Origin of the sequence: Novosphingobium sp. YAF33 (assembly GCF_052113265.1) — a bacterium.
Taxonomy (GTDB): domain Bacteria; phylum Pseudomonadota; class Alphaproteobacteria; order Sphingomonadales; family Sphingomonadaceae; genus Novosphingobium.
This window is the reverse complement of the sequence record NZ_JBFRCW010000002.1, coordinates 202,376-225,564: the sequence shown is the minus strand read 5'-3', so window position 1 is coordinate 225,564 and position 23,189 is coordinate 202,376. Positions and strand designations below refer to the sequence as shown.

The 23,189-nt window shown below is 68.3% G+C and carries 16 protein-coding genes; 4 read left to right on the top strand and 12 right to left on the bottom strand.

Annotated features, from left to right (window positions below; genetic code table 11):
* Positions 1-347: 347 nt before the first annotated feature.
* The 12 genes from AB4Z00_RS05305 to AB4Z00_RS05250 all read right to left on the bottom strand — a co-directional run bounded on the left by AB4Z00_RS05305 (position 348) and on the right by AB4Z00_RS05250 (position 16,264).
* On the bottom strand, positions 348-1,682 hold the full coding sequence (locus tag AB4Z00_RS05305; protein ID WP_442045212.1) for an aminotransferase class V-fold PLP-dependent enzyme: 1,335 nt from the start codon (positions 1,680-1,682) through the stop codon (positions 348-350).
* Positions 1,683-1,699: 17 nt separating this feature from the next.
* A complete protein-coding gene (locus AB4Z00_RS05300) occupies positions 1,700-4,381 on the bottom strand; it encodes a TonB-dependent receptor domain-containing protein (protein WP_442045211.1) in 2,682 nt (893 codons plus the stop codon).
* A 94-nt stretch (positions 4,382-4,475) separates the two neighbouring features.
* Positions 4,476-5,441 carry a FecR family protein gene (locus AB4Z00_RS05295; protein WP_442045210.1) on the bottom strand — a complete coding sequence of 322 codons (966 nt, stop codon included), beginning with the start codon at positions 5,439-5,441 and terminating at the stop codon, positions 4,476-4,478.
* 94 nt (positions 5,442-5,535) lie between these two features.
* On the bottom strand, positions 5,536-6,105 hold the full coding sequence (locus AB4Z00_RS05290; RefSeq protein WP_442045209.1) for an RNA polymerase sigma factor: 570 nt from the start codon (positions 6,103-6,105) through the stop codon (positions 5,536-5,538).
* A gap of 100 nt (positions 6,106-6,205) precedes the next feature.
* Positions 6,206-7,345, bottom strand: coding sequence for a CapA family protein (locus AB4Z00_RS05285; protein WP_442045208.1), 1,140 nt, complete (start codon positions 7,343-7,345; stop codon positions 6,206-6,208).
* Positions 7,342-8,526, bottom strand: coding sequence for a CaiB/BaiF CoA transferase family protein (locus tag AB4Z00_RS05280; RefSeq protein ID WP_442045207.1), 1,185 nt, complete (start codon positions 8,524-8,526; stop codon positions 7,342-7,344). Before AB4Z00_RS05280 ends, AB4Z00_RS05285 begins: the two co-directional genes overlap by 4 nt.
* On the bottom strand, positions 8,523-9,704 hold the full coding sequence (locus AB4Z00_RS05275) for a CaiB/BaiF CoA transferase family protein (protein ID WP_442045206.1): 1,182 nt from the start codon (positions 9,702-9,704) through the stop codon (positions 8,523-8,525). The genes AB4Z00_RS05280 and AB4Z00_RS05275 overlap by 4 nt, the downstream gene beginning before the upstream one ends.
* Positions 9,701-12,136: a 2-hydroxyacyl-CoA dehydratase gene (locus tag AB4Z00_RS05270; protein WP_442045205.1), complete on the bottom strand. Its 2,436-nt coding sequence runs from the start codon at positions 12,134-12,136 to the stop codon at positions 9,701-9,703. Before AB4Z00_RS05270 ends, AB4Z00_RS05275 begins: the two co-directional genes overlap by 4 nt.
* A gap of 1 nt (position 12,137) precedes the next feature.
* Complete coding sequence (locus tag AB4Z00_RS05265) at positions 12,138-13,376, bottom strand: CaiB/BaiF CoA transferase family protein (protein WP_134093533.1); 1,239 nt, start codon at positions 13,374-13,376, stop codon at positions 12,138-12,140.
* Positions 13,373-14,446, bottom strand: coding sequence for a TRAP transporter substrate-binding protein DctP (gene dctP / locus AB4Z00_RS05260; RefSeq protein ID WP_442045204.1), 1,074 nt, complete (start codon positions 14,444-14,446; stop codon positions 13,373-13,375). The genes AB4Z00_RS05265 and dctP overlap by 4 nt, the downstream gene beginning before the upstream one ends.
* Before the next feature lie 4 nt (positions 14,447-14,450).
* Positions 14,451-15,755, bottom strand: coding sequence for a TRAP transporter large permease (locus tag AB4Z00_RS05255; protein WP_243654293.1), 1,305 nt, complete (start codon positions 15,753-15,755; stop codon positions 14,451-14,453).
* A complete protein-coding gene (locus tag AB4Z00_RS05250) occupies positions 15,752-16,264 on the bottom strand; it encodes a TRAP transporter small permease (protein WP_134093535.1) in 513 nt (170 codons plus the stop codon). The genes AB4Z00_RS05255 and AB4Z00_RS05250 overlap by 4 nt, the downstream gene beginning before the upstream one ends.
* A 130-nt stretch (positions 16,265-16,394) precedes the next feature.
* On the opposite strand from AB4Z00_RS05250, the gene AB4Z00_RS05245 reads away from it, so the two are divergent.
* The 4 genes from AB4Z00_RS05245 to AB4Z00_RS05230 all read left to right on the top strand — a co-directional run bounded on the left by AB4Z00_RS05245 (position 16,395) and on the right by AB4Z00_RS05230 (position 23,189).
* Complete coding sequence (locus AB4Z00_RS05245) at positions 16,395-16,892, top strand: MarR family winged helix-turn-helix transcriptional regulator (RefSeq protein WP_132267272.1); 498 nt, start codon at positions 16,395-16,397, stop codon at positions 16,890-16,892.
* Positions 16,893-17,120: 228 nt separating this feature from the next.
* Entirely contained in the window at positions 17,121-19,829 is a 2,709-nt protein-coding gene (locus AB4Z00_RS05240; protein ID WP_442045203.1) for a TonB-dependent receptor domain-containing protein, read from the top strand.
* Positions 19,829-21,385: an alpha/beta hydrolase domain-containing protein gene (locus AB4Z00_RS05235; RefSeq protein ID WP_442045202.1), complete on the top strand. Its 1,557-nt coding sequence runs from the start codon at positions 19,829-19,831 to the stop codon at positions 21,383-21,385. Before AB4Z00_RS05240 ends, AB4Z00_RS05235 begins: the two co-directional genes overlap by 1 nt.
* A 55-nt stretch (positions 21,386-21,440) precedes the next feature.
* On the top strand, positions 21,441-23,189 hold the full coding sequence (locus tag AB4Z00_RS05230; RefSeq protein WP_442045201.1) for a CocE/NonD family hydrolase: 1,749 nt from the start codon (positions 21,441-21,443) through the stop codon (positions 23,187-23,189).

Sequence of the window (23,189 nt, the reverse complement as noted above, 5' to 3'; positions counted from 1 at the left end):
AAATTGAAATGTACGAAAGGTCGGGTGTTGCTGTTGCGACTTGCGAGCAGCATTTGACCCCAAACGCGGCCCGAGCGAAATTAACCGTTGGTATAGCCCTCGAACGGGGGGAGACCCGGTCCGGTTGGGGCATGGCTTTTCGGGGCAGCGGGGCACGAAGCGCCGCGAAAGACGGGGGCCGGGAAGATGGCGTGCGGTGGTTATGCCCGGCGCGCGGCTTTATCGGCGGCGCCTGCTCGCAGGCGCGCGGGTCATCGCGGCACGCGTCGCTGCCCGGTCGTGGGCGCCAGCACCGTCGGCGTCATCCCGCAGGACGGCCGGGTAGCAATGGGAGCGCGGCCGGGCCGTCAGCCCGCCAGTGTCTTCAGCGCGGCGACGAGGCGCTCGATATCGGCCTCCGCCGTGAAGATCGCGGGAGTCACGCGCACGCAGGCGCCGCTGGCAAGGCCTTCGCGGTGGACGGTGAAGATGCCGAAGCGATCGAGCAGCGTGGCCGCGAGCGCCTTGTTCTGTGCCACGCTGGTCTGTCCGCGCAGGCGGAACGAGGTGAGGGCGCTGGTCAGGCGCGGATCGGCGGGCGTCAGGATCTCCAGGCCGGGATGGCCGCGCAGCGCCTCGGCCCAGCGGTCGCGCAGGAAGCGCAGGCGTGCCTCCTTGGCGCGGATGCCGATGGCCTCGTGGAAGTCGAGCGCGTCGGCAAGCGCGAGATAGCCCGCGAAACTGGCCGTGCCGGTATGGACGCGGCTCTGCGTGCCATGGTCGGGATTGCCCACCTCGCTCATGTTGGGATCGATCGCGTCCAGCCGGTCCTTGCGGATGTAGACCAGCCCCACGCCCATCGGCGCACCGATCCACTTCTGGCAGGTGAGCCCCACGAAATCGGCCCCCAGTTCGGGGAGCGTGAAATCGAGCTGGCCCCAGGCATGGGCGGAATCGAGAATCACGTCGACCCCGCGCGCGCGGGCAAGAGCAACGATTTCCTTCACCGGCATGACCAGGCCGCTGCGATGGCCGACATGAGTCAGCAGCATCAGGCGCACCTTGGGGTTCGCTTCGAGCGCACGGGCATAGGCGTCGATCAGGCCCTGGTGAGTGGCGGGTTCCGGCAGCGCGAAAGTCACAAGGTCGGCGCCGCGGCGCTGCTTGAGCCAGCGAAACGCGGCCTGGGTGCTGTCGTAGTCGAGGTCGGAATAGAGCACCTGGTCGCCGGGACGCAGGCGGTTGTAGCCGGCGATCAGGGTTTGCAGTGCTTCGGTGGCGCCGCGGGTGAAGGCGATTTCTTCCGGCTCCACGCCGAGGATGGCCGCGGCGCGGGCGCGGACGGGCAGGATGTCCTGCCAGAACCCGCGCCGGGCGTAGTAGGAATTCTCGGCATTCACTTTGGCCAGCTTGCGGGCATAGGCCTGCTCGACGGGGCGGGCCATCGAACCCCAGTTGCCGTTTTCGAGCTGCACGATCGCTTTCGTGACATCGAACTGCGCGGCGACTTGTGCCCAGTAGGCACTGTCCTGGGGGTCAATGGCTTGAGGATCGGCGGGAACGGCGCGCCGAAGCTGCGACCCGAGGGGCGCCGTTCCCGCACTCGCGCCGGCCGAAGCGGCCGGGGCGGCGAACAGGGGAGAGAGAAGGCCGGTAGCCATGGCCCCGGAGATCAGGGTGCGGCGATGAATCTCGGTAGCCATGGCCTTGGACCTCCTGCTCAGAACGACACGTCGACGCGGGCGTAGTAATTGCCGCCGTTGGTGTCGTAGGGGGCGTTGCGTGAGTAGACGAGGCCGCGGCTGGCCTGGAACGTCGCCTTCTCCGGGTACTTGTTGAACAGGTTCTCCGCGCCGACGCGCATGGACAGGCCGGGGCGGAATTCGTAGGTCACCCCTGCATCGACGAAGGCGATGCCGCCAAAGTCCTGGAAGATGTCGCCGCTGGCATTGCCGCTCGAATCCGTCCAGCCACCGTAATAGCGAAGGCGTCCCATCAGCGAGACCTTGCCCAGCGTGTAGTTGAGCGTGGCCACGGCATTATGCTCGGGCAGGCCCTTTTCGTACTTCACGCGGGTGGTGTCGCTCTGGGCGATCTGGCTGGAGACCACCTTGGTCTGGGTGTAGCTGTAGGACGCCGTGGCATCGAGCACGCCCGGGCCGACCGGGTGCTTGTACGAAACCACGAAGTCCACGCCGCGCGTGCGGGTATCGTAGTGGTTGGTGAAGAAGGTGATCGTGCGGTAGTCGGCCGCCTGGCTGATGCCCTGGGCGATGAGGCTGGCCTTGATCGCGTCGGTCAGGACATAGCTGGGCGAGACGCTGAAGCGGTTGTCGACCTTGATCTGATAGGCGTCCACCGATCCGGACAGGCCGAAGCCCGTGCGCCAGACGAAGCCTGCCGTGGCCGTCTTCGAGGTTTCCGGCTCCAGCGCGGTGGCGCCGAAATACTGCGCGACGGGGTTGAGCGGCGAGAGGCGGCCGGTCGTGTAGAGCAGCAGCGTGGTGGTATCGAGGCCCTGCGAAGTGCTGGTCGAGTTGATCTGCGCCGGGGTTGGGGCCTTGAAGCCGGTGGAATAGGACCCGCGAACCGCCAGGGCGGGCGAGAGTTCGTAGCGAGTCGAGAACTTGTAGTTGAAGCTGTTGCCGAAGCTGGAATAGTCCTCGTCGCGCAGCGCGGCTTCCACGCTCCAGGCCTCGGTGACGGGGACCGTCACGTCGAGATAACCGGCATAGCTGGTCTGGCTCCACGAGCCGGCCTGAAGATCGGAGAAGCCCGGGAAGCCGTTCGACCCGGCGGCCAGGCCGTAGGCCGCGCCTTCGCCCACGGCATAGGAGGCCTCGTCCCCGGCGCGGATCCGGTAGGTTTCCACGCGGCGTTCGGCGCCGAAGGCCACGGTCACCGGCTTGGCGAAGATGGGCAGCGACAGGTTATAGACGCCGTCGGCGTTGAGGTTGAACTCGCGCTGGATGTTGCGGCCGAGGTAGAAGTTCAGCGGGCTGTCCGGGCCGAGCGAGGCATTGATCGAGTTGTGCAGGTAGAACGCGGTGGCGTTCTGGCCGAACGAGCCCGAGAGGTCCCAGCGGAAGTCGCCCGACTGGCCGCCGCGAATGCCGCCCACCGTCTGGAAGTCGGTATAGCGCACGCCTTCGCTGGGTGCGAAACCGGCGGGGTAGATATCGTTGACGTCGAAGCCGGGGAAGGCGGCCGTCTGGTTGTAGACCGAGGTGGTGGTCGCCGGGTTGCGCCAGTTGATGTCGGACCAGCCCTTGCCCTTGCCGAACGTGCCGAAGCCGTAGACTTCCACGTCGTCGCCGATGGGTTCGGCGGCATCGACCGCGAACTTGATGGTCTGGAGCTGCGGGTTGCCCCAGCGCTGGACCGGGTCCTTCACGGCGATGCCGGTGGCGTTCGAGAAGTCGATCGCGTCCTGGCGCTGCTGGCTGCGCGAGGTGGGGTTGGTGTCCGCGAATTCGCCCGTCACCACGAAGTGGCCGCCGCCGGGAAGGGCAAAGCCCGCGCGCCCGCCTAGCTGCACCTGCTCGCCGTCGCCCTTGTAGTATTGCGACCCTTGCGCATAGGCCGAGAAGCCGGGCTTGGTGTCGAACATCACGTTGATGACGCCGGCGATCGCGTCGGAGCCATATTGCGCCGAGGCGCCGTCGCGCAGCACTTCGACATGGCCGATCGCGAACGAGGGGATCTGCGCCAGGTCGGTCGCCTGGGCGCCGCTGTTGAGGAATGACGAGCGGTGGAAGCGCTTGCCGTTGACCATCACCAGGGTCATGTCGGGCGAGAGGTTGTTGAGCGAGGCCGGGCGGATGAATTCCGGGCCGTCCGAAGCGGGCAGCTTCTGGACGATGAAGGCCGGTACAAGCTGCGTCAGCTTCTCGTCCAGGCGCGCGGTGACCGTGGATTTGACCTGCTTTTCGGACAGCGTGTCCACCGGCGACAGCGCGGTGAACACGGTCTGCGCCTGCGCACGGGTGCCGGTGACGATGATGTCGCTGCCCGCGTCATCGGTGGGCGTGGCGGCCCGGCCGCCGCGCGGGGCGGACTCCGAGCGGTCTTCCTGCAGGCCGAGGACCACGGTCTTGCCGTCATCCTTCTTCACGGCGAGACCGGTTCCGGCGATCAGGCGGCCCAGGGCGACCTGGCGCGTCATGTGGCCGCTCAGCGCCGGAGCGCGCAGCGTGCCGATGGTGGCGCTGGGGAAGAAGATCTGGACTTGCGCCTGGCGGGCGAACTGCGTCAGCGCGCTGGAGAGCGGCTGCGCGGGAATGGCGAAGGCATGGGCCTCGGCGGCCATGGCAGGCGCGGCGAAGACGGCAGACGTGGCGCAGACAGCAGACGTGGCAAGCAACGCCGCGAAAAGCGGCGCGCGGCGAAACCGTGCGGACATGGATGAACGACCCTTTTGAAAGGCGCCGATCTGCGCCTCTGCCCTTCCAGACGATCCGGCCTCTCGGAACCGCCAAGGGCCGGTTAAAAAATTTTCAGCGGGTCAGAATGAAGCCGCCTTCATGCGGTGTCGCGCGGATATCCAGCCCCAGCTCAAGTGCCGAAAGGAAAGCCGCCGGATCGGTGGAGGTGAAGCGGCCGCCCACGGGAATGCCGGTGAGGTCCGGATCGGCGATCACGATCTTGCCGGGCAGGTAGCGGTTGTATTCCTGCACCGCGGTTTGCAGCGGCTCGTTGTCGAACACGATCTCGCCCTGCTGCCAGGCGACCGTCGCGGCCATGTGCTGAGGGCTGGCCGGGCGGACCGAGGGATCCGCTGCGGAGAGCAGCAGCCCTTCGTTCGGCGCGGCGACCTCTGCGGGGCGCGGGCTCCCGATGGCGCTGGAGGGAGCGGAGGTGGAGGCGGCGGCGCGACCGGTCAGCACCGTCACGTCCATCGCGCCGGTCTGGAGCCGCACGTTGAAGCGGCCGGTGGAGAGCGCGGCGGTCAGGCCCTGGCCATGGACGCGGGCGGGAATGCCGGGAACCAGTTCCAGCGCCACTTCGCCGCGGGCGATCCAGAGGCTGCGCTCGGTGTCGGAAAAACGCCATTGCAGGAGGCTGTCGGTGTTGAGCATGGCGCGGCTGCCGTCAGGCAGGATCAGGCGCCGGCATTCCCCGATACCGGAGCGGGCGCTGTCCCAGGCATAAGCGCGCGTGGCGACCCCGCCCGCCGCGAGCAGGCCGACCAGCCCCATGCCGCCGAATGCGCCCAGGGCACGGCGACGGGAGAGGCCCGCGGCCGCGAGAGGCTGCGCCTGCGGCAGGGCGGAAGAGGGCGTCTCGGCAGCGCGCCATACCGACAGGGCGCGGGCAAAGGCTATGGCGTTTCCGGGATGTGCGGCGCGCCACGCCTCGAAGCGCGCTTCGTCGATCGTGCCGGCTTCGTGGCGCGCGAGCCAGCCCGCCGCTTCGCGGGTTGCCTTGCGGCGCCTATGCCGTTGATCGTTGAAGATGCTCATTTTTCCGGATGCGGTAATTTCGAAGGCCGGAATAGCAGACGAACGGCGAAGTCAAACCCGCCAAGCCGCTCCGATCTTTTTTTCGGGTTTCGCTTCAGCGCTTGCCTTGCGCGTCGCAGGTCTCGGCACCGTCGCCGGCCGTCTCGGTCTCGCCGCCGAGATGGGCGCGGGAGAGCAGTTCGATGGCGCGGGCCAGTCGCTTCTCGTAAGTCGAGAGGCTGATGCCCAGGTCCTGTGCGATGGCTTTCGAGGATTCGCCCTCGATCCTGCGGCGGACGAAGACCGTGCGGCAGCGCTCGGGCAGGCTGGCGATCAGGTCGGAGACGCGGCGCAGGCCTTCCCGTCCGGCCGCGATCCGGTGCTGGTCGGGCGTCTCGTCGGCCAGGGTGAGATGGTCGGCATCGGCAAGCTGGCGGAAATCGACGATGCGCTGGCGCCGCAGGCGTTCGATGGCGATATGGCGCAGCATGCGCACGACATAGGCGCGCGGGTTGTCGATCGCGGCCCAGCCTTCCAGCGTGAACAGACGGGCGAAGGCTTCCTGCACGAGGTCCTCGGCTTCCTCGCGCGAGCCCGAAATGCGCAGGGCAGCGGCGAGGAAACGGTCTTCGTGGGGAAAGACTTCGTCTGCAAACCAGATATCGATCGGGCGGATGACGGGCACGGGAAACCAGCTTGAGGTGATGAGGTGGCCGCCCTCCTATTTCTCGCCGGTGTCAAATCGATGACGGTATACGGTGCTGCCGTGCCAGCCCCGCCGCGATCTACCGCGCTGGTGGCGCGTCAGACGCGAATGAGCCGAGGTGGATCCAGCCGTTCTCTTCCAGGATTTTAAGCGGCGGCAGCCCCGCCGCAAGGCCGATCCGATCGATATAGGCGGCAACGGCGTCCTTTCGGGCACCCTCCGGAACGATCGGGCGGCCCGGCGGCGCGAACCAAATGGGGAGGAAGCCGGTCTCCACCCTGCCGCCGGCATGGATGCGGCAGCGCCCGATCAACCCGTTGACCGCCTCGGGATGGAACGGGGCCAGCGGATAGGCCGGATCGGGCTCGAACCCGAACATCTTCTTGCGCCGCTCCGCCCATTCCGCGCGGGCCGGATGGTCCTGCGCCGGGGTGAGCGCATGCGTGACGACGCAGCCGTTGCCAAGGCCGTGGAAGATCGGCCGGCCGCGATGGAACTCGATGCCGCGCGCGATGTGGGCGTGATGGCCGACCACGATGTCGGCGCCCGCCTCGATGGCGGCATGGGCCAGCGGGCGCTCGTAAGGTGCGAGCGCGGCGGGGCGGTGAGTGATGCCCTTGTGAAGAGCCACCACGAGGATGTCTGCTTCAAGCCTTGCCGCCGCGATGTCCGCCTGCATCTGCGCCACTGACGCGGGATCGGCGGCGACGAGTTCGGCCTGCGGGCGCGAGGGGCCGCCGTCGGCGGCGAGGACGTTAACATAGGCGCTGCCCGCCCGGCTCTCAGTGGCCCAGCTGATTTCCGGGCCGACGCAGTTGTAGCTGAGCAGCGCGATCCGCCGCCCCTCGCGCGCGATGACGGCAGGCCTGCGGGCAAGGGCGAGGTTCGCGTCGGCACCGGCATGGGCGATGCCGAGGCGATCGAGTTCGGCGATGGTGTCGGCAATGCCGATCGCGCCGCAATCCGCGATATGATTGCCCGCCATCGACAGCATGCCGATGTTGGCGCGCGCCAGCGCCGCCAGATGCGCGGGTTCGGCGCCAGGGGCGGGAACGTCGCCTTCCAGCTCCTCGCCGCGCAGGGTGTGCGGGACTTCGAGATGGCCGATGACCAGGTCGGCCGCGCGGGTCACTTCGGCGATGCCCGAAAGCCAGTGGTCGGGATCGGGAACGTCGAGGATGATGTCGCCGAGGAACAGGAGATCGATCGGGCGGCTCATGCCAGTGCTCCTTCGTGGCGCAAGGCGGCGATGGCGGCCGCGTCGTACCCCAGTTCGGCCAGCACGGCCTCCCCGTCGGCACCGAGCACCGGCACGCGCCGCGCGGCGAGCGGATCGGTGGCGAAGCCCGGCCCCATCGTTGCCAGCGGCCGGTCGTGGCCGGGCAGGTCCACCGCCTGCAGCGAGCCGCGCTGGGCGATGTGCGGATGCTGCACGATCTGGCCGACCTCGCGGATCATCGCCGCGGGCACTTTCGCGGCGGTGAGGCGCGCTTCGAGGTCTTCTGCGCCCCAGCGGGAAAGTGCCTGCTCCAGCCAGTTCCGCACGAAATCGTAATTCGCCACGCGCGCGGCGTGGTCGGCCATGCGCGAGTCGGCAAGCATGGCTTCTTCGCCCAGCACCCGCAGCAGCGCCTCGACCTGGGCCTGGTTGTTGGCGCCGAGCGCGATCCAGCCATCGGCGGTGGGATAGAACTCGGACGTGGGCACCATGCGAAAGCCCCGGTTGCCGGTGCCGCCGGGCGTCTGCCCGGTATAGCTGTGCACCGAGACGGTCTGGTTCGCCAGCTTGAGCGCCGCGTCGAGCATGGCCACGTCGACATGTTCGCCCTCGCCGGTGGCGTCGCGGCGGCGCATGGCGGCCAGGGCGGCGATCACGGCGATATAGCCGGTGAAACTGTCGATGATCGGCAGGCCGATCTTGCGCGGTTCACCGTCCACGGCACCCAGCGCGGCAATGCCGGAAATGGCCTGCGCGATATGGTCGTAAGCGCCCCACTGGGCCAGCGGGCCGCTCTGGCCGAAGCCGGTGATCGAGATCACGATGAGGCGCGGATTGCGGCGGCGCAGTTCCTCGACCGGGAAGCCGAGCCGCGCCAGCACGCCGGGGCGGTAGTTCTCGACCAGGAAGTCGGCCTGCTCCACCAGCTTCCACAAGGCGGCCCGGGCGCCATCGGTCTTGAGGTCCAGCGCGATCGAGCGCTTGCCGGCGTTGATCGAGGCGAAGGGAACGCTGAGCAGCGGCTCGCCCGCATGCTCCGTATAGTGGCGGAAGCCGTCGCCCACATGCGGCGGCTCCACTTTCACGACCTCGGCGCCCATCTGGACCAGCGCATTGGTGCAGGTCGGACCGGAAATGGCGTGCGTGAGGTCGACCACCCTGATGCCGTCGAGCGCGTTCATCGGCTGGCTCCCGCGCCGCTGGAAAACAGGCCGGTCGCCTCCAATGCCGCGGCATCGAAGCCGAGTTCGGCGAGGATCGCGGCATTGTCCGCGCCCGGCAGGGGCGCGGGGCGGTGTGCGACCGGTGGATGATCGGAAAGGTGGAAGGGCGTGCCGATCTGCTCGACAGTGCCGGCCGGCGTGGGCAGAGTCACATGCATGCCGCGCGCTTCGGCGTGGGGGTGGCGCAGTGCTTCCCCCGGGGTGAGCACGGGCATGGCCTGGGTGTCGGCCGCTTCCAGCAGGCTGAGCCAGTGCGCGCGGGGCTGCGCGGCGAACAGGGCGGCAAGGTCTTCCTGCATGGCCGGATGGGCGGCGGTGTCGAACTGGCGCGCCGCATAGTGCGGGCGGCCCACGGCCTCGCAGAAGCGCGCCCAGTAGCGCGGCTCCATGTCGGTGGTGCAGAGCCACTCACCGTCGCCGCAGAGCCAGACGCCGCCCTTGGGATGCCAGGCGCCGGTGGGAAAGCCGATGGCGGCAGGGTCCTCGGCGCGGCCGAGCGCGACCATCAGCAGCGGCATGGCGGCTTCGGTCATGGCCACGTCGACATGCTGGCCCTTGCCGCTGGCATGGCGGGCCTGGAGCGCGGTGAGCACGGCAATGGCGGCATGGGCACCTGCCAGCACATCGGCGACTTGTGCGCCCGGCAAAGTGGGCACGGGCGTGCCGTTGAGGCGGGACAGCGCGCCGGCGAGTGCCAGGGCGGCGGGATCGTGCCCGGCCCGGCCTGCCATCGGTCCCGTCTGCCCGGCGAAGGACACCGAGCAGTAGACCAGGCGCGGATTGATCGCCGCCAGCGCCTCGTAGCCGAGGCCCATCGCGGCCATCACGCCGGGGCGATAGTCCTCCAGCAGCACATCCGCCCGCTCGACCAGGGCATGGATGACCGGCGCGGCCTCGGGATGGCCGGGGTTGAGCAGCAGCGAGCGCTTGTTGCGGGTATAAGTCGGCCGGGCGCGGCGCAGGGTCTCCGCGTCCTCGTCCGCACCGGCGCCGAACATCGTCTTCGCCTTGGCCAGCTCGCGGGGGTGCTCGATGCGGATGACGTCCGCCCCCATGTCGCCCGCCAGCCAGCCGAAATAGGCGCCGGGCAGGAAGCGCGAGAAGTCCAGGACCGTCAGCCCGCCAAGCGCCGTCATGCCACTGCCTTCCGGCGGGCTTCGGCCATCTGCATGCAGGGGCCTTCGATGAAAGCGGCGATGCGGGCTTCGAGGTCCGCGCCGTCCGCGCGGTCCAGCGCAAAGTTGTCCACGCCCAGTTCCAGCACCGGGATCCCGGCGGCGGCAAGGGCGCGCAGCACGAAGGGATCGGCGTCGCTCAGGGCCACGGCCCCGTGGACGCCGTGGGTCTCGGCCTCGTGGACATGCCAGGGCGCGGCCCAGCTCGGCATGCGCAGTTCGTCTCCCATCGTGAGGAAACGGGCGGCCAGCGCGCGCAGGGGATCGCGCCCGCCCGTTCCGTCCGCATCGAAGCTGCGGATATAGCCGTCCGCCGCCAGCGAAAGGTACATGGACCAGACGAAGACCGCCCCGTGGCTGTCCTCCCACTTCTGATAGAACGCGGTATTGCTCCAGAGGCCCCGGCCGACCCACATGAGGCGAACCTTCTCGTCGGTTACCGCGCCAAGGCCCTCGGCGGCGCGCGCGGCGACTTCCTCGTAGAGCGCCCTGGCGGCATCGCGCGCCCATTCGGTGCCGCGATGCCACTGCGGCACCATCGTCGCCGGCATGGAATCGACGAGGCCGATGGGAGCGGGCACGGTGCGGGCGATCAGGTCGCGCGTCTTGCGGTAATATTCTTCCTGCTCGTTGACGAGGTTCATCACCTCGACGAAGCGGGCCTCGTCGAAAGGATGGCCGGTGCGCTTCTCCACGGCAGCGATCACGTCGCGCAGTTCGCTCACCAGAAGGTCGAGCCGCGCCGGCTCCAGCACTTCGTCCCAGCGGTGCGGAAGGGCGTCCCACCAGCGGGTTTCGATCTCCCACCGCGGGTCCACCGTGCGCTCGTAGAGGTAGGGCGCGGCGCCGCTTTCCCCGGCCCATGCCTCGAAGATGCCGGGCGTGGCGTCGCTCGAAGCGATGGCCTGCACGAAGTCCGGCCGCGGTAGCCCGCCCCATGGCGCCTGTTCGGCGTCATGGTCCAGCGCGGCGGCCAGGCCCTGGGCGCTGTAGGCTTCGGCGTCGGTAGGGTAGTTGCGGCCGCGCAGGAGGCCGCGATAGCGCCCGCTCTGCTGCTTGGCGGCGACGATCGAGGCCCACCATTGGTTGACCACGAACGGCACGCCCAGCGCGCGCAGGATTTCCTGCGGGGCATTGGCGTTGACCACCGCGAAGGGTGAGCCTTGCGCGACCTGCTTGCGCACGGAGGCGAACCACGCGCGCTGATAGTCGCCCGAGGACGCCGATGCCTGCAGGACCTTGCGGCTGCGCAGGCGCGGTGCCGATGGCGCCGTTTGCGGCTTGGGAGCGGCAGGGCGCGGCGGCTCTTCCCCGCGCAGGGACAGGGCCAGCTCGCCGGTGTCGCCCAGAGCGCTCTGGAGCGCGAGGATCTCATGGGAAGGCAGCGCGCTGCGGAGCGCGGCCAGGGTCCAGGGGGCGGCTTCGTCGCCGTCCACGGTCAGGTGCAGGATGCGTTCGATACCGCGGCGGCCGGCCATTTCGAGCGCCTGCTGCGCCAGAGCGGCGCTCTGGGCGGCGGCGACCGGCACGGCGTAAGCGGGGTCGGTCCACTCGGCCATCGTGCGCGGGGCGGGGAGGGCGGCGCGCGTCATGCCCCAGTCCTGCACCTCTCCGACGATGCGCAGGCCCTCGGCTTCGATCGCCGCGTAATGCAGGTCCGTCTCCTGGGGCGAGCCGGCGAGGAGCACGGGCCGGCCGGTCGCTTCCGGAAGGGAGGCGCTTTCGTCGCGCAGGAGGCGCAGCAGGGGCAGCAGTTCCTCCGGCGGGAGAATGGCGGCGGCGCCCAGGCATTGCAGCATCTGCGTACCGGAGAAGCGCGGCCGCAGCGCGTCGAGATCGCGCAGGAGGGCGTTCACGGCGTCGGCCGTGTCGGCCTCGCGCGCAAGGTCCTCATCGGTGAAGGCGCGGCCGCCTTCGGCCGTCAGCCATTCGCGCAATTGTGCGAGGCGCGTCTCGTTATAGCGGCGGCTGGAGGGGCGATCGATGTGCAGCAGATCCAGCAGCGTCGCCTTGCGCGGCCCCGGCACGCCCAGTCCCAGCCCTTGCAGGCGCGCGTTCTCGCGGATGGCGGAGAAGACTTGCGCCTGCTCGGCATCGGCGCGGGTGAACAGCACCGGGTCGACCATGGCAGGGTCCAGCAGCAGTTCCACCAGGTGATGCGCGCGGCGGCGGCCGGTCGATGGGCCAAGCAGGGCATCGGCGCGCGGCGTTGCCATCTCCGGACGCGGCGCCATGCGGACCGGCGCGAAACCCGCCGCGCGCAGGAGCGGCAGGGGCGCATCGCTGCCGATCACGCGAAGCACGGCGCGCCCTTCCGCGCGCAGGCGGGCTGCCACGCCTTCCGCGTCGCGATAGGCGGCGGCGATCGTGTCGAGAGCGCTGCTGGCCGGCACCTCAGATAACTCCGGCGGCGCGCAGATCGGCGATCTTTTCCGCCGAGTAGCCGAGATGGCCGGTCAGGATCGTCTCGGCATGTTCGCCGACGCGCACGGGAAGCACATCGTCGAAACCGGTGCGCGCGCCTGAAAAGACGATGGGAATACCCGCGGTGCGCAAGTCGATATGCGTGTCGTAGCTGGGGTGATGGACTTCCATCGTCTCGGCGCGGGCGACCACGCGCGGATCGACCAGGGCGTCTTCCGGGTGGCGCACCGGCGCCACGGGCACGCCTTCGGCTTCGAGCAGGGCGACGACTTCGGCCGTCGGCAGGCTGCGCGACCAGGCGTTGATGCGGGCTTCCAGCACCGCGGCATTGGCAACGCGCGAATCCCGGTTGGCAAAGCGCGGGTCGGCCGAGAGCGCCGGCTCGCCCATGGCGCGGAACAGGCCTTGCGCCAGCTTTTCATGCACGGCGACCACGGCGACATAGCCGTCCGCGCATTCGAAGACGCCGAAGGGCGAGAGCCGCTGCACGGTGAGCCCGGTGCGGGCCTGCATGCCCGCCGCGGCCATGGCCGACCAGTTCTCGATCGCGACGAAGCTGGTGAGGGCGCCCAGCATGGATACGTCGATGTGCTGGCCGGTGCCGGTGCGGTGGCGCTGCTCCAGCGCGGAAAGAATGCCGATCACCGCGAAGACGGGGGCGAGCATGTCGGCAATGGGAATGCCGATGCGCACGGGCGGCTCGTCATGCCCGCCGCTGGCGAACATCGCGCCGGACAGGGCCTGGATGATGATGTCCATCGCCTTGCCGTCCGCCGCCGTGGCGCCGAAGCCGCTGAGCGAGCAGTAGATCACGCCGGGGTTCTCGGCGCGCGCCACTTCATAGCCGATGCCCAGGCGGTCGGCGGTGCCGGCGGTGAAGTTCTCGACGACGATGTCGGCCGAGCGCACGAGGTCGCGGAAGACCTCCTGCGAGCCGGGCTTCTTGAAATCCAGCGCGACACCGTATTTGCCGCGGGCGCGGGTGAGGTGGGACACGGAGACGTCGTCCTCGTGCCGGCGTTCCACGACGATGCCGTCGCGGCCCACGTAAGGGCTGTTCTCGCGGGCCAGGTCGCCGCCGCGCGGGTCCTCGATCTTGATGACTTCGGCGCCGAGGCCGGCCAGCAGGAGCGTGGCATAGGGGCCGGCCAGGGCGCGGGTAAGGTCGATGACGCGCAGGCCCTCAAGCGGACGTTCGGTAGTGGTCATGGGCGGTCCTCCGTCGGCGCGCATTGATGGGCGGTGCCGGTGGTGATGAGTTGCTGGGCGGCCCGGAACACGGGCACGCCGTCGATGCCGACTTGCGACAGGCGTTGGGCCTGGCCGAAGGCGTCGGCGTTGTAGAGCCGGTCGAAGCGCGCTTGCTCGCCGGCGGGGAGGGGAGAGAAATCGACGCCGTCAGTCTTGCCGAAGGCGATGCCGGCCGCTTCGGCCGCGATCAGTTCGCGGTTGAGCGCGGCTTCCCAGTCCTTGCGCGAAGCGATCAGCAAACGCTGCAAGTCGGGCGGCAGGCGGCGCCAGGCCTGGTCGGACACGGCGCGGGCCGGATAGGCGCCGCGGCTGAAGCGGATCGAGGTGAAGTGCTTGGCCACTTCCGAGAAGTGCAGGCTCTTGATCGTGTCGGCCGGGGCGACGACACCGTCGATCACCCCCTTGGCCAGCGCCGAATAGACCTCGCTCATGGGCATGTTGACGGGATCGGCGCCCAGTTGCTTGAGCACGTCCACCGCGTCGCTCTGGGCGCGCAGGCGCAGGCCCCGGAAGTCTTCGAGGTGGCGGATCGGCCGCGTCCGGGTGAGCACGCCGGGGAAGTTGCCGCCTTGCACCGCCAGGACGTGGAGGCCGTGCAATTCCCTGCCGAAGCCGGGGAAGCGGGCGGCCAGGCAATCGTAGACCGCGATCTGCTCGCCGATGTCGCGCACGCCGCCGTAGAAGCCCGACTGGACCCGCAGCAGATGCGCGCCGCCCTTGGCGTAGATCGGCGTTATCAGGCCGATGTCGGCAACGCCGTGGCGGATCTCCTCCATGCTCATGTCGCTGGAGAGCAGCGCGCCGGACCAGTAGGGCCGGAAGGCGAGCCGGCCCTGGCTGGCCTTCTCGACCTGGGCCATCCATTCCTGGTCGGCCCGGCTGAAAGGATGGCTGGGCGGATAGGGGCTGGCATATGTCAGCGTATATTCGGCCTGCGCCTGGCCTTGCGGAGCCGGCGCCGCTCCGCAGCCGGTAAGGGAGCCGGAAAGCGCCAGGGCCGCGGCGGCGAAAAGGAACTTTGGACGCATCGGATCAGCCTCCCGTCACGCTGGGCAGCCACAGGGTCAGCGCGGGCACCGCGATGATGAGGGCGAGATGGAGGAAGTCCGCGAGCAGGAACGGCAGGATGCCTCTGAAGATCGCGGAAAGCGGGATGTCCTTGGCGATGCCCTGGATGACGTAGACGTTGAGGCCGAGCGGAGGATGGACGAAGCCGATCTCCATCGTGCGCGTCAGGAAGATGCCGAACCAGATCGCGCTGTAGCCCAGTTCCTGCGCGATCGGCAGGAAGATCGGGGTAGTCAGCAGCATCAGCGCCAGACCGTCCAGGAACGAGCCGAGCAGCAGCAGCAGCAGGGCCATGGCGATGATCGCGAGAACCGGGCTGGCGTGCATGTCGCGCACCCAGGCGGACATGACGTCGGCGATGCCGGTGGTGCTGATGAAGGTCGCGAACAGAATGGCGCCGATGATGACGACGTAGATCATGCCCGAGGTGCGCAGGGTGGATGCCACGGCGCTGCCGATGGCCTGGCGGTTGAAGGCGCCGCGCAGGGCGCAGAGGCCAAGCGCCGCGACCACGCCCACGGAGGCCGCCTCGGTGGGGGTGAACCAGCCGATCATCAGCCCGCCGATCACGAACACCACCAGCGCGATGACGTCGACGATGCGGCCGATGCCGATCAGGCGGTCGCGCCAGCCCACGCGCTCGGACTTGGGGCCGAGCAAGGGGTTGAGGTGGCACAGGACGCTGATCGTTATCATGTAGAACAGCGCCTGGGTCAGGCCGGGAATGATCGAGGCGGCGAAGAGCTTGCCGATCGACTGCTCGGCGATGATGCCGAAGACGATCAACGCGCCCGAAGGGGGAACCAGCGATCCCAGGGTGCCGCCCGCGGCCAGCGCACCGGCGGCGAAGCCGGGCTGGTACTTGGCGCGGCGCATTTCCGGCAGGGCGGCCGCGCCCACGGTGGCGACGGTGGCGAGGCTGGAGCCGCTGATCGCGCCGAAGCCTGCGCATCCGGCGATGGAGGCGAGCGCCAATCCGCCCTTGCGGTGCCCGACGAAGCGCGCGGCGACGTCGAAGAAGTCCCGGCTGGCGCCCGCCGCGAAGCACAAGTGCGCCATGAGCAGGAACAGCGGCAGGACGCCCAGTTCATACTTCATCACGGTTTCGAAAGCGACGACGCCGCCCTTGATCACGGCCGCCTCGGGCGAGATCAGCACGGCCAGGCCGAGCAGGCCCACGCCTGCAAGGCCCACGCCGATGGGCACGCCGGCCGCCAGCAGGGCCAGAAGCGCGGCAATGCCGAGAAGTCCGATCATTTCGGGGCTCATCGTGCGCTCCTGCGAAGGGCGTTGCGCAGGAACAGCAGGGCGACGAAGGCCAGCGCGGCGATCTGAAGGAGGCGCAGCGGGGTGATCGGGATGTGCAGCAACTCGGTCCTCTCATGACCGTTCCAGAGGTCGGCGACGAGCCAGAGGCAGCCTGCCGCCAGGACCAGGAACAGGGCCGCGGACAGCGCCGAGGCGACGCGGGCCAGGCGCTGGACGGTGGGGGCGCTCAGGCGCTCGGTAAGGATGTGGACGGCGGCATGGGAGCCTTTGAGCGTCGCGAAGATCATGGCCGATGAGGCGATGAGAACGATGCAGGTCTGGACCACTTCGATCGAGCCCAGCAGGGTGAATCCGGTGTGGCGGCCCAGTACGGCAATGGCGTCGGTGGCCATGGCCACGAACAGGCCGGTGCCGCCGACGAGATAGGCCGCGCGTGTCGCGGCGCTTTCCGCTTCGGGCTTTTCGAGCGCCGGAGGCGATTCCTCGCCTGTGTCCAGGTCGTTCTGCATCTTCCTCTCCTGAAGGCCGCCTTATTGACAGCCCTGCGGTTCAACCGTCTAATAACGCGATCGGCATGATGGTAGAGAAATTCAACTATCTGTCAACTACACTAAACCAGATTAAGGCAGGGACGGAACAGTGACGCGCGGCGGCAGCAAGCGGGCAGAGGCGCAAGCAGCGGATTCGGGCATCAAGCTCGGCCGGCTCGACGAATTCATCGGCTTTCGCCTGCGGCGAATCCAGAACCAGCTCTCGCGGGATTTCGCCGCGGCGACGGCGGATCGAAACATGCGTTCGGGCCTGTTCTCCTCGCTTTCGATCGTGGCGGCGAATCCGGGGATTTCGCAGAACGAACTCTCCAAGGCGGTGGGCCTGGACAAGTCGATCACGGTGCAGATCGTGGACGAGCTGGAGAAGCGCGAACTGGCCGTGCGCGAACGTTCGCCCACCGACCGCCGCCGCCATGCGCTGTTCGTGACCGAGGCCGGCAAGACTTATCTGGACGAACTGTTCGGGATCCTGGCGGAAACGGAAGATGCCGTTCTGCATCAGCTGACAAAGGCCGAACTGGCGCTTCTGCGCGAGCTGCTGGACCGTATGTATCTGGCTTATGACGAGCCGGGGATATCGCTATAAATAAAAACAATACCGTCCTCTCAAAAGATAGTTGACAATCTCCACGATCTAGCCCCATCATTGTGTTGTCGATGGCGCCAAGGAGTGCCTGCGGACGGCGATAACGCCGCTGCGACGGGTGGAGAGGTCGTGTCGTGCCCGGTCGGGCACCCTGCTGTTGCTCCCTTCGCGCCGGTGAGATCGCCGAAACGATAAATGCCCGGTGCTGCCGGGTTGGGAGGTCAATACATGTCGCGCATTACCTTGCGTCACCCCGTTTCCCGCCTGGTTTCGCGTCGGGCCATGGCCGTTTTCGCGCTCGTGGCGACGCCGGCCTGGGCCCAGGATGCGGCTCCGCAGCCGCAGGCAGAGGAAGCCGAAGCGCCGACGATCCAGGAAATCATCGTCACCGGCACCAGCATTCGGGGGGCCGCGCCGGTCGGTTCCCCGCTGGTTGCCGTGGGCCGCGCGGAGATCGAGCAGTCGGCGGCGACCACCACGATCAAGGTGCTTCAGGAAACCCCGCAGATCACCAATTACGGCGTTTCCGATACCAGCCGCAGCGGTGCGGGCGGCGCGGGCAACGTGGTCTATGGCAACTCCATCAATCTGCGCGGCATCGGCCCTTATGCCACGCTGACGCTCATCAACGGCCGCCGCGCGGTGCCGCAAGGCACGACCGGGGCCACGATCGACCCCTCCACCATCCCCACCCTGGCGCTCGAGCGCGTGGAAGTGATCGCGGACGGTGCCTCGGCGGTCTACGGTTCTGACGCGGTGGCGGGCGTTGCCAACCTGATCCTGCGCCGGAACTACGAAGGCGCGCAGATCGAGGTCCAGCACGGCGTCGCGGATCACTACCTGGAAAGCCAGATCGGCATGATCGCCGGCCACAAGTGGTCGACCGGCCAGGTCACCGCAACCTTCCAGCACACGTATCGCAGCAACCTGAGCGGCCAGGACCGCGACTTCTACGGCGCCGACCTGACCGCGCGCGGGGGTGCGGACTACCGCGTGACCCAGTGCGCGCCGGGCAATATCGTGACCGGCGGCCGCAGCTACGCGATCCCCGCGGGCGGCGCGACGCCGGGCGGCCTCGTCGCGGGCACCAGCAACAAGTGCGACAACCTGAAGGCCATCGATCTGGTGCCGCAGCAGGAGATCAACGCGGGCACCATCAACTTCGACCAGGACATCACGGACGGGATCCGCTTCTACGCCGATGTCTATGCCTCTCGGCGCGATGCCGTGCGGCGGGGACAAGTGGCCGCGCAGAACCTGAACGTGCCGCGCAGCAACGCCTTCTTCGTGGCCCCTGCCGGAACCAGCCCCGCCAGCGAGATCGTGCAGTATTCCTTCGTCAACGACTACGGCCCCTATTCGACCTCGGACATCACCTCCAAGACGATCCAGGGCACGGCGGGGATCACCGCGGACCTGTTCGGAGACTGGCAGCTGGACGCCTACGGCAGCTACGGCTGGAACAAGGACAGGGTGTTCACTCAGGGCAGCCAGACGGATTCCGCCGCCCTGGCCGCCGCTCTGGCCAGCAGCAACCCGGCCACCGCCTTCAATCCCTTCGGCACTTCGGTCAACGATCCCGACGTGATCGCCGCGATCATGAACAACGTCAGCACCACGCAGGGCATCAGCCGCATGAAGGCGGCGGAGGCGAAGCTGGACGGCACCCTGTTCACGCTGCCCGGCGGTGACGTGAAGCTGGCCATCGGCGCGGAATATTACCAGCTCAAATTGCGCACGGGGCAGCTTCGCGGACGGCTGGAAGCGCAGACCGGCACTGACCTCCGCCTCTCGCGCAACGTGAAGTCGGCCTATGCCGAAGTGCTGGTACCGATCTTCGGACCGGGCAATGCCATCCCGGGCTTCCACAGCCTGCAGCTCGACGTGGCCGGCCGTATCGACAAGTACAGCGACGTGGGCACCACCAAGAACCCCAAGATCGGCATCAACTGGGAACCGGTGGCGGACCTGAAGCTGCACGGCAGCTACGGCGAATCCTTCCGCGCGCCCTTGCTCACGCAGCTGGTGAGTGCCGGCGGCACCCAGCTCTATATCCAGAACTACTACGACCCCACCGTTGGCACCACGGTGCAGGGCGTGGCGCTTTCGGGCGGCAATACCGATCTGAAGCCCGAGACGGCGCGGACCTGGTCGTTCGGCGGCGAATATTCGCCGGCCTTCCTGCCGCGCGCCGTGTTCAGCCTGAACTATTTCGACATCGTCTACGAAGGGCAGATCAACGGCTATCTGTCGAACCTGAACGTGCTGCGTCAGGAGAACCTGTTCGGCTCGATCATCACGCGGGGCGCGGCGGCACAGTCCCGCATCGCGGATCTGGTGGCCTCGGGTCTCAACGTCAACGGCGGCACGGCGGCCAATGCGCAGGCGGCCGGGGTCTTCATCGACGGGCGCCCCAGCAACCTGGGCACCACGATCACGCGCGGTCTCGACTTCGGGCTTTCGGTGCCGATCCCGACCGAGAGCGCGGGCGATTTCCGCTTCTCGCTGCGGGGCACGCACTTCTTCACCTACAAGGTCGGCATCACGCCCGACAGCCCGGTGATCGATCAGGCCAACAATATCGACTATCCGCTCAAGTGGCGGGCACGCGGCATCGCCGGCTGGTCCAAGGGCGGGTTCGACGGCAGCGTGGTGGTGGCCTGGCAGAACGGCTACAACAACACGTATGTCACCCCGGTCGAGCGCATCAAGTCCTACACCACCGTGGATCTGCGCTTGTCCTACGATCTGGAGGGCACCGGCATTCCCGGCACCGAGGGCGTGAAGATCGGGCTGGACGTGCAGAACCTGTTCGACCGCGACCCGCCGTTCGTGGACCTTGCGCCGACCTCCAACGGCGGCGGCGGCGGCTTCGATCCGCAGACCACCAGTGCTATCGGCCGCATGGTCTCCCTCTCGCTGAGCAAGACGTTCTGATGCCGGGTCCGATGCGCCGGGCGGTGTGCGGCCCGATGATGATCCTGGCCGGGGCGCTCACGGCCTCGGTCCCGGCCTGGGCGGGGATCGACAAGGTCGACGGCCCGATCCCCGTCACGGCGGACAGCCAGGTCTACAACACGGCTTGGGTGCCGGGCGCGGTACCGGCCGTAGACCTGGCCGCGGCGGGCTATGTCGAGGAGGAATACTTCCTCCACGGCACGGCCGATGCCTACCGGCGCGATCCCTCGGGCGCGCTGGCGGTGCTGGCCAAGGACATTCCCTATGGCACCCGCATCATCGTGCGGCGCCCGAAGGATCCCGCGAAGTTCAGCGGCGTTGTGCATTTCGAGCCGATCCACCCCTCCCAGGGCGGCACGTCGCACTGGGTGGCGATGTCCGGCTACATGATGGCGCATGGCGACATCTACGTGGCGGCGGGGCTGGGCGACGATGCACCCTCGCGCGTGATTTCGGCCAAGGGACCGGTGCCGACCGCGCAGAGCCAGGTGCTCCAGTGGTTCGAGCCCCAGCGCTACGGCGCGATCCAGTGGCCGAAGGAGGACGGCATCCGCTATCAGGTCATGGCGGATATCGGCGCCCTGCTGCGGAGCGACCGCGCGGAGAACCCTTTGCGCGGGTTGAAGGTTCGGCGCATGCTGGTGGGCGGCTGGTCTTTCACCGGCAGCGTCCAGCGGACCTTCATCAACGAAGGCTTCCATGACCGCGCGCGCCTGCCGAACGGCAGGCCGGTGTTCGACGGCTACCTGATCGGCATATCCTCGCGCTGGAATGGCGGCGGCTATATCCCGCTCAACAGCGAGGAAGCGCAGACCCGCAACGACGATCCGCGCCGCAGCCTGAAGCCGATCGACGTGCCGGTGATCGAATTCATGTCCGAGTTCGAGGTGGGCACCGGCCCCGGACCGCAGACGCCCGACAGCGACGCCAGAGTGGGGGCGCACCGGATCTACCAACTCGGCGCGGTGGTCCACAGCGCCAGCATGATCGACGGCAATCCACCGCGCGAGAAGCGCCCGAATTTCCTGCAGCTGGCGGCCAAGGGCTATCCGCTGGCGGGCGTGAAGGGGGAGGACGCGCTCAACACCTGCCGCCTGCCGATCAGCGACGTCCCTCATGGCGCACTGGCGCGCGCGGCGGTGGAGAACTTGCGGCAATGGGCGGACAAGGGCGTTGCGCCGCCGCACGCGCCGCTGCTGGCGTGGGACGGCGACAAGATCCGCCGCGATGCCACGGGCAATCCGGTGGGGGGGCTTCCGGTGGCGGAGTTCAAGGTGCCGCTGGCCTCCTACGGCCCCTACAAGGGCACTGACCTGCCTGCCTGCACGCCTGCCAAGGGTCGCCCGATCTTCGTGCGGACCAACCTCGACGCCGCGACGCTCAAGGCCCGATACGGCTCGGCGCAGGCTTTCGTCCGCCGCTACGATACGCAAGTCGACGCCATGGTGAAGCAGCGCTGGCTGCTGCCCGAGGATGCCGCCGCGCTCAAGGCCAAGGCCCGCCGCGATGCCGAGGCCCAGTTCCCGGTGCAGTGATACGCCTGCTCCCCGTGCCTGATCCTGTGTGTTTCCATTCGAGAGTACGTCTGAAATGATGAAGCCGCTGTCCGCATCTCTTTTCGCCCCCTCTCTCGTCATGGCAGCCCTCTCGACCGGGACGGCGCATGCCCAGGCCCCGCAGAGCAGCTTCGGCCATTACCAGCCCGCCGCCACGTATGACGGCATGGCGTCCTCCTCGCGCTATGTGGAGATGCGCGACGGGGTGAAGCTGGCGATCCGGGTGGACCGCCCGACCAGGAACGGCCAGCCGGTCGACGGCCGTTTCCCGGTGATCTGGCACCACACGCTGTCGATCTCGCAGCAGACCGCCGACGGGGCGGGCGAGCGGGTGAGCGACTATCGCCGCATCCAGGAACTCACCCGCTACGGCTATGTCGTGGTGCAGGTGGCGCGGCGGGGGAACGGCCAGTCCACCGGCGTGCGTCGCGGCTATCACGATCGCAACGAGGCGCAGGACGCCTTCGACATGACGCAGTGGCTGGCGTCGCAGCCCTGGTCGGACGGCAAGGTGGGGGTCTACGGCTGCTCGAACACCGGCGATGCGGCGATGCATGTCATGACCATGCGTCCGCCCGCCCTCAAGGCGGTTTTCGCGGGCTGCTTCTCCTGGAACAAGTACGATGCCTTCCGCCGCGGCGGCATCTTCGCGCAGTGGGGCACCGGCCCGACGCGCACGATCGAGGACGACATGAAGGTCTCGCCCGTCGATGGGGACGAGAACAAGGTGATCCTGCGCCAGGCCGCCGAGGAGCACCAGCTTTCCACGCCGCTCTACGACATGTGGAAGCAGCTTCCCTATCGCGACAGCTGGTCGTCTCTGGTCGCCAGCCGGTTCTGGGCGGAAGGCAGCGCGTCCAGCTATGCCGACCAGATCCGTCTCGGCGGGGTGCCGCTCTACATCCAGGGCGGGTGGAATGACGAACTGCGCGACCAGGCCTTCATCGCCCATGCCAATATTCCCGGATCGCGCGTCGTCATCGGCCCGTGGAAGCATTGTAACAGCGACGATTTCGCGCTGCTCGAAGAGATGCACCGCTTCTACGATCGCTATCTGAAGGGCATCGACACCGGCGTGGAGAAGGACGCGCCGATCCACTACTTCACCGTCAACGCCGCCCCCGGCACCGAGTGGCGGGCGACGACGGACTGGCCGCTCAGGCAGACGCAGATGCGCGCCTTCTTCCTCGACGGCGCGAAACTCTCGGCCGCAGCGGGGCGGGGCAAGCCGGTGACTTTCACCGCCAACTACGACGTGAAGTGCCCCGATGCCGGTTCCGGATCGCAAGTGCAGCCCTGCCATGTCGCGGGCAACGGGGTGAGCATGGCGGGCGCCGTGCTTCCGGCGGATACCGAGGTGACCGGCAATGCCATCGCCGACCTCTGGATCTCGGCCGACCAGCCCGACGCCAATGTCTTCGCCTATCTGGAAGACGTAGGATCGGACGGTGCGGTGCATGTCGTTACCGAAGGGCGGCTGAAGGCCTCGCTGCGCAAGGAGGCGCCGTCGCCCTGGAAGATGCCGGCCGGCGTGCCCTGGCACCGCGCCTACAAGGAAGACGCCCAGCCGCTGAAGCCGGGCGAGGCCGTTCGCCTGCACTTCGACATGATGCCCACTTCCTGGGTGTTCCGGAAGGGCCACCGCATGCAGATCACCGTCACCGGTTCGGACCACCGCGAGCGCGCGCGCGACATTGCCACCCCGCCGCGCATCACCGTCTATTTCGACCGGGCCCATGCCTCCTCGGTCGCCCTTCCCGTGATCCCCGCAAAGGGAGGCTGA

Coding starts and splice junctions, on each gene's coding strand:
- AB4Z00_RS05305 (WP_442045212.1), bottom strand. CDS start 1,682: ATGGCTACCGAGATTCATCGCCGCACCCTGATCTCCGGGGCCATGGCT.
- AB4Z00_RS05300 (WP_442045211.1), bottom strand. CDS start 4,381: ATGTCCGCACGGTTTCGCCGCGCGCCGCTTTTCGCGGCGTTGCTTGCC.
- AB4Z00_RS05295 (WP_442045210.1), bottom strand. CDS start 5,441: ATGAGCATCTTCAACGATCAACGGCATAGGCGCCGCAAGGCAACCCGC.
- AB4Z00_RS05285 (WP_442045208.1), bottom strand. CDS start 7,345: ATGAGCCGCCCGATCGATCTCCTGTTCCTCGGCGACATCATCCTCGAC.
- AB4Z00_RS05280 (WP_442045207.1), bottom strand. CDS start 8,526: ATGAACGCGCTCGACGGCATCAGGGTGGTCGACCTCACGCACGCCATT.
- AB4Z00_RS05275 (WP_442045206.1), bottom strand. CDS start 9,704: ATGACGGCGCTTGGCGGGCTGACGGTCCTGGACTTCTCGCGCTTCCTG.
- AB4Z00_RS05265 (WP_134093533.1), bottom strand. CDS start 13,376: ATGACCACTACCGAACGTCCGCTTGAGGGCCTGCGCGTCATCGACCTT.
- dctP (WP_442045204.1), bottom strand. CDS start 14,446: ATGCGTCCAAAGTTCCTTTTCGCCGCCGCGGCCCTGGCGCTTTCCGGC.
- AB4Z00_RS05255 (WP_243654293.1), bottom strand. CDS start 15,755: ATGAGCCCCGAAATGATCGGACTTCTCGGCATTGCCGCGCTTCTGGCC.
- AB4Z00_RS05250 (WP_134093535.1), bottom strand. CDS start 16,264: ATGCAGAACGACCTGGACACAGGCGAGGAATCGCCTCCGGCGCTCGAA.
- AB4Z00_RS05240 (WP_442045203.1), top strand. CDS start 17,121: ATGTCGCGCATTACCTTGCGTCACCCCGTTTCCCGCCTGGTTTCGCGT.
- AB4Z00_RS05235 (WP_442045202.1), top strand. CDS start 19,829: ATGCCGGGTCCGATGCGCCGGGCGGTGTGCGGCCCGATGATGATCCTG.
- AB4Z00_RS05230 (WP_442045201.1), top strand. CDS start 21,441: ATGATGAAGCCGCTGTCCGCATCTCTTTTCGCCCCCTCTCTCGTCATG.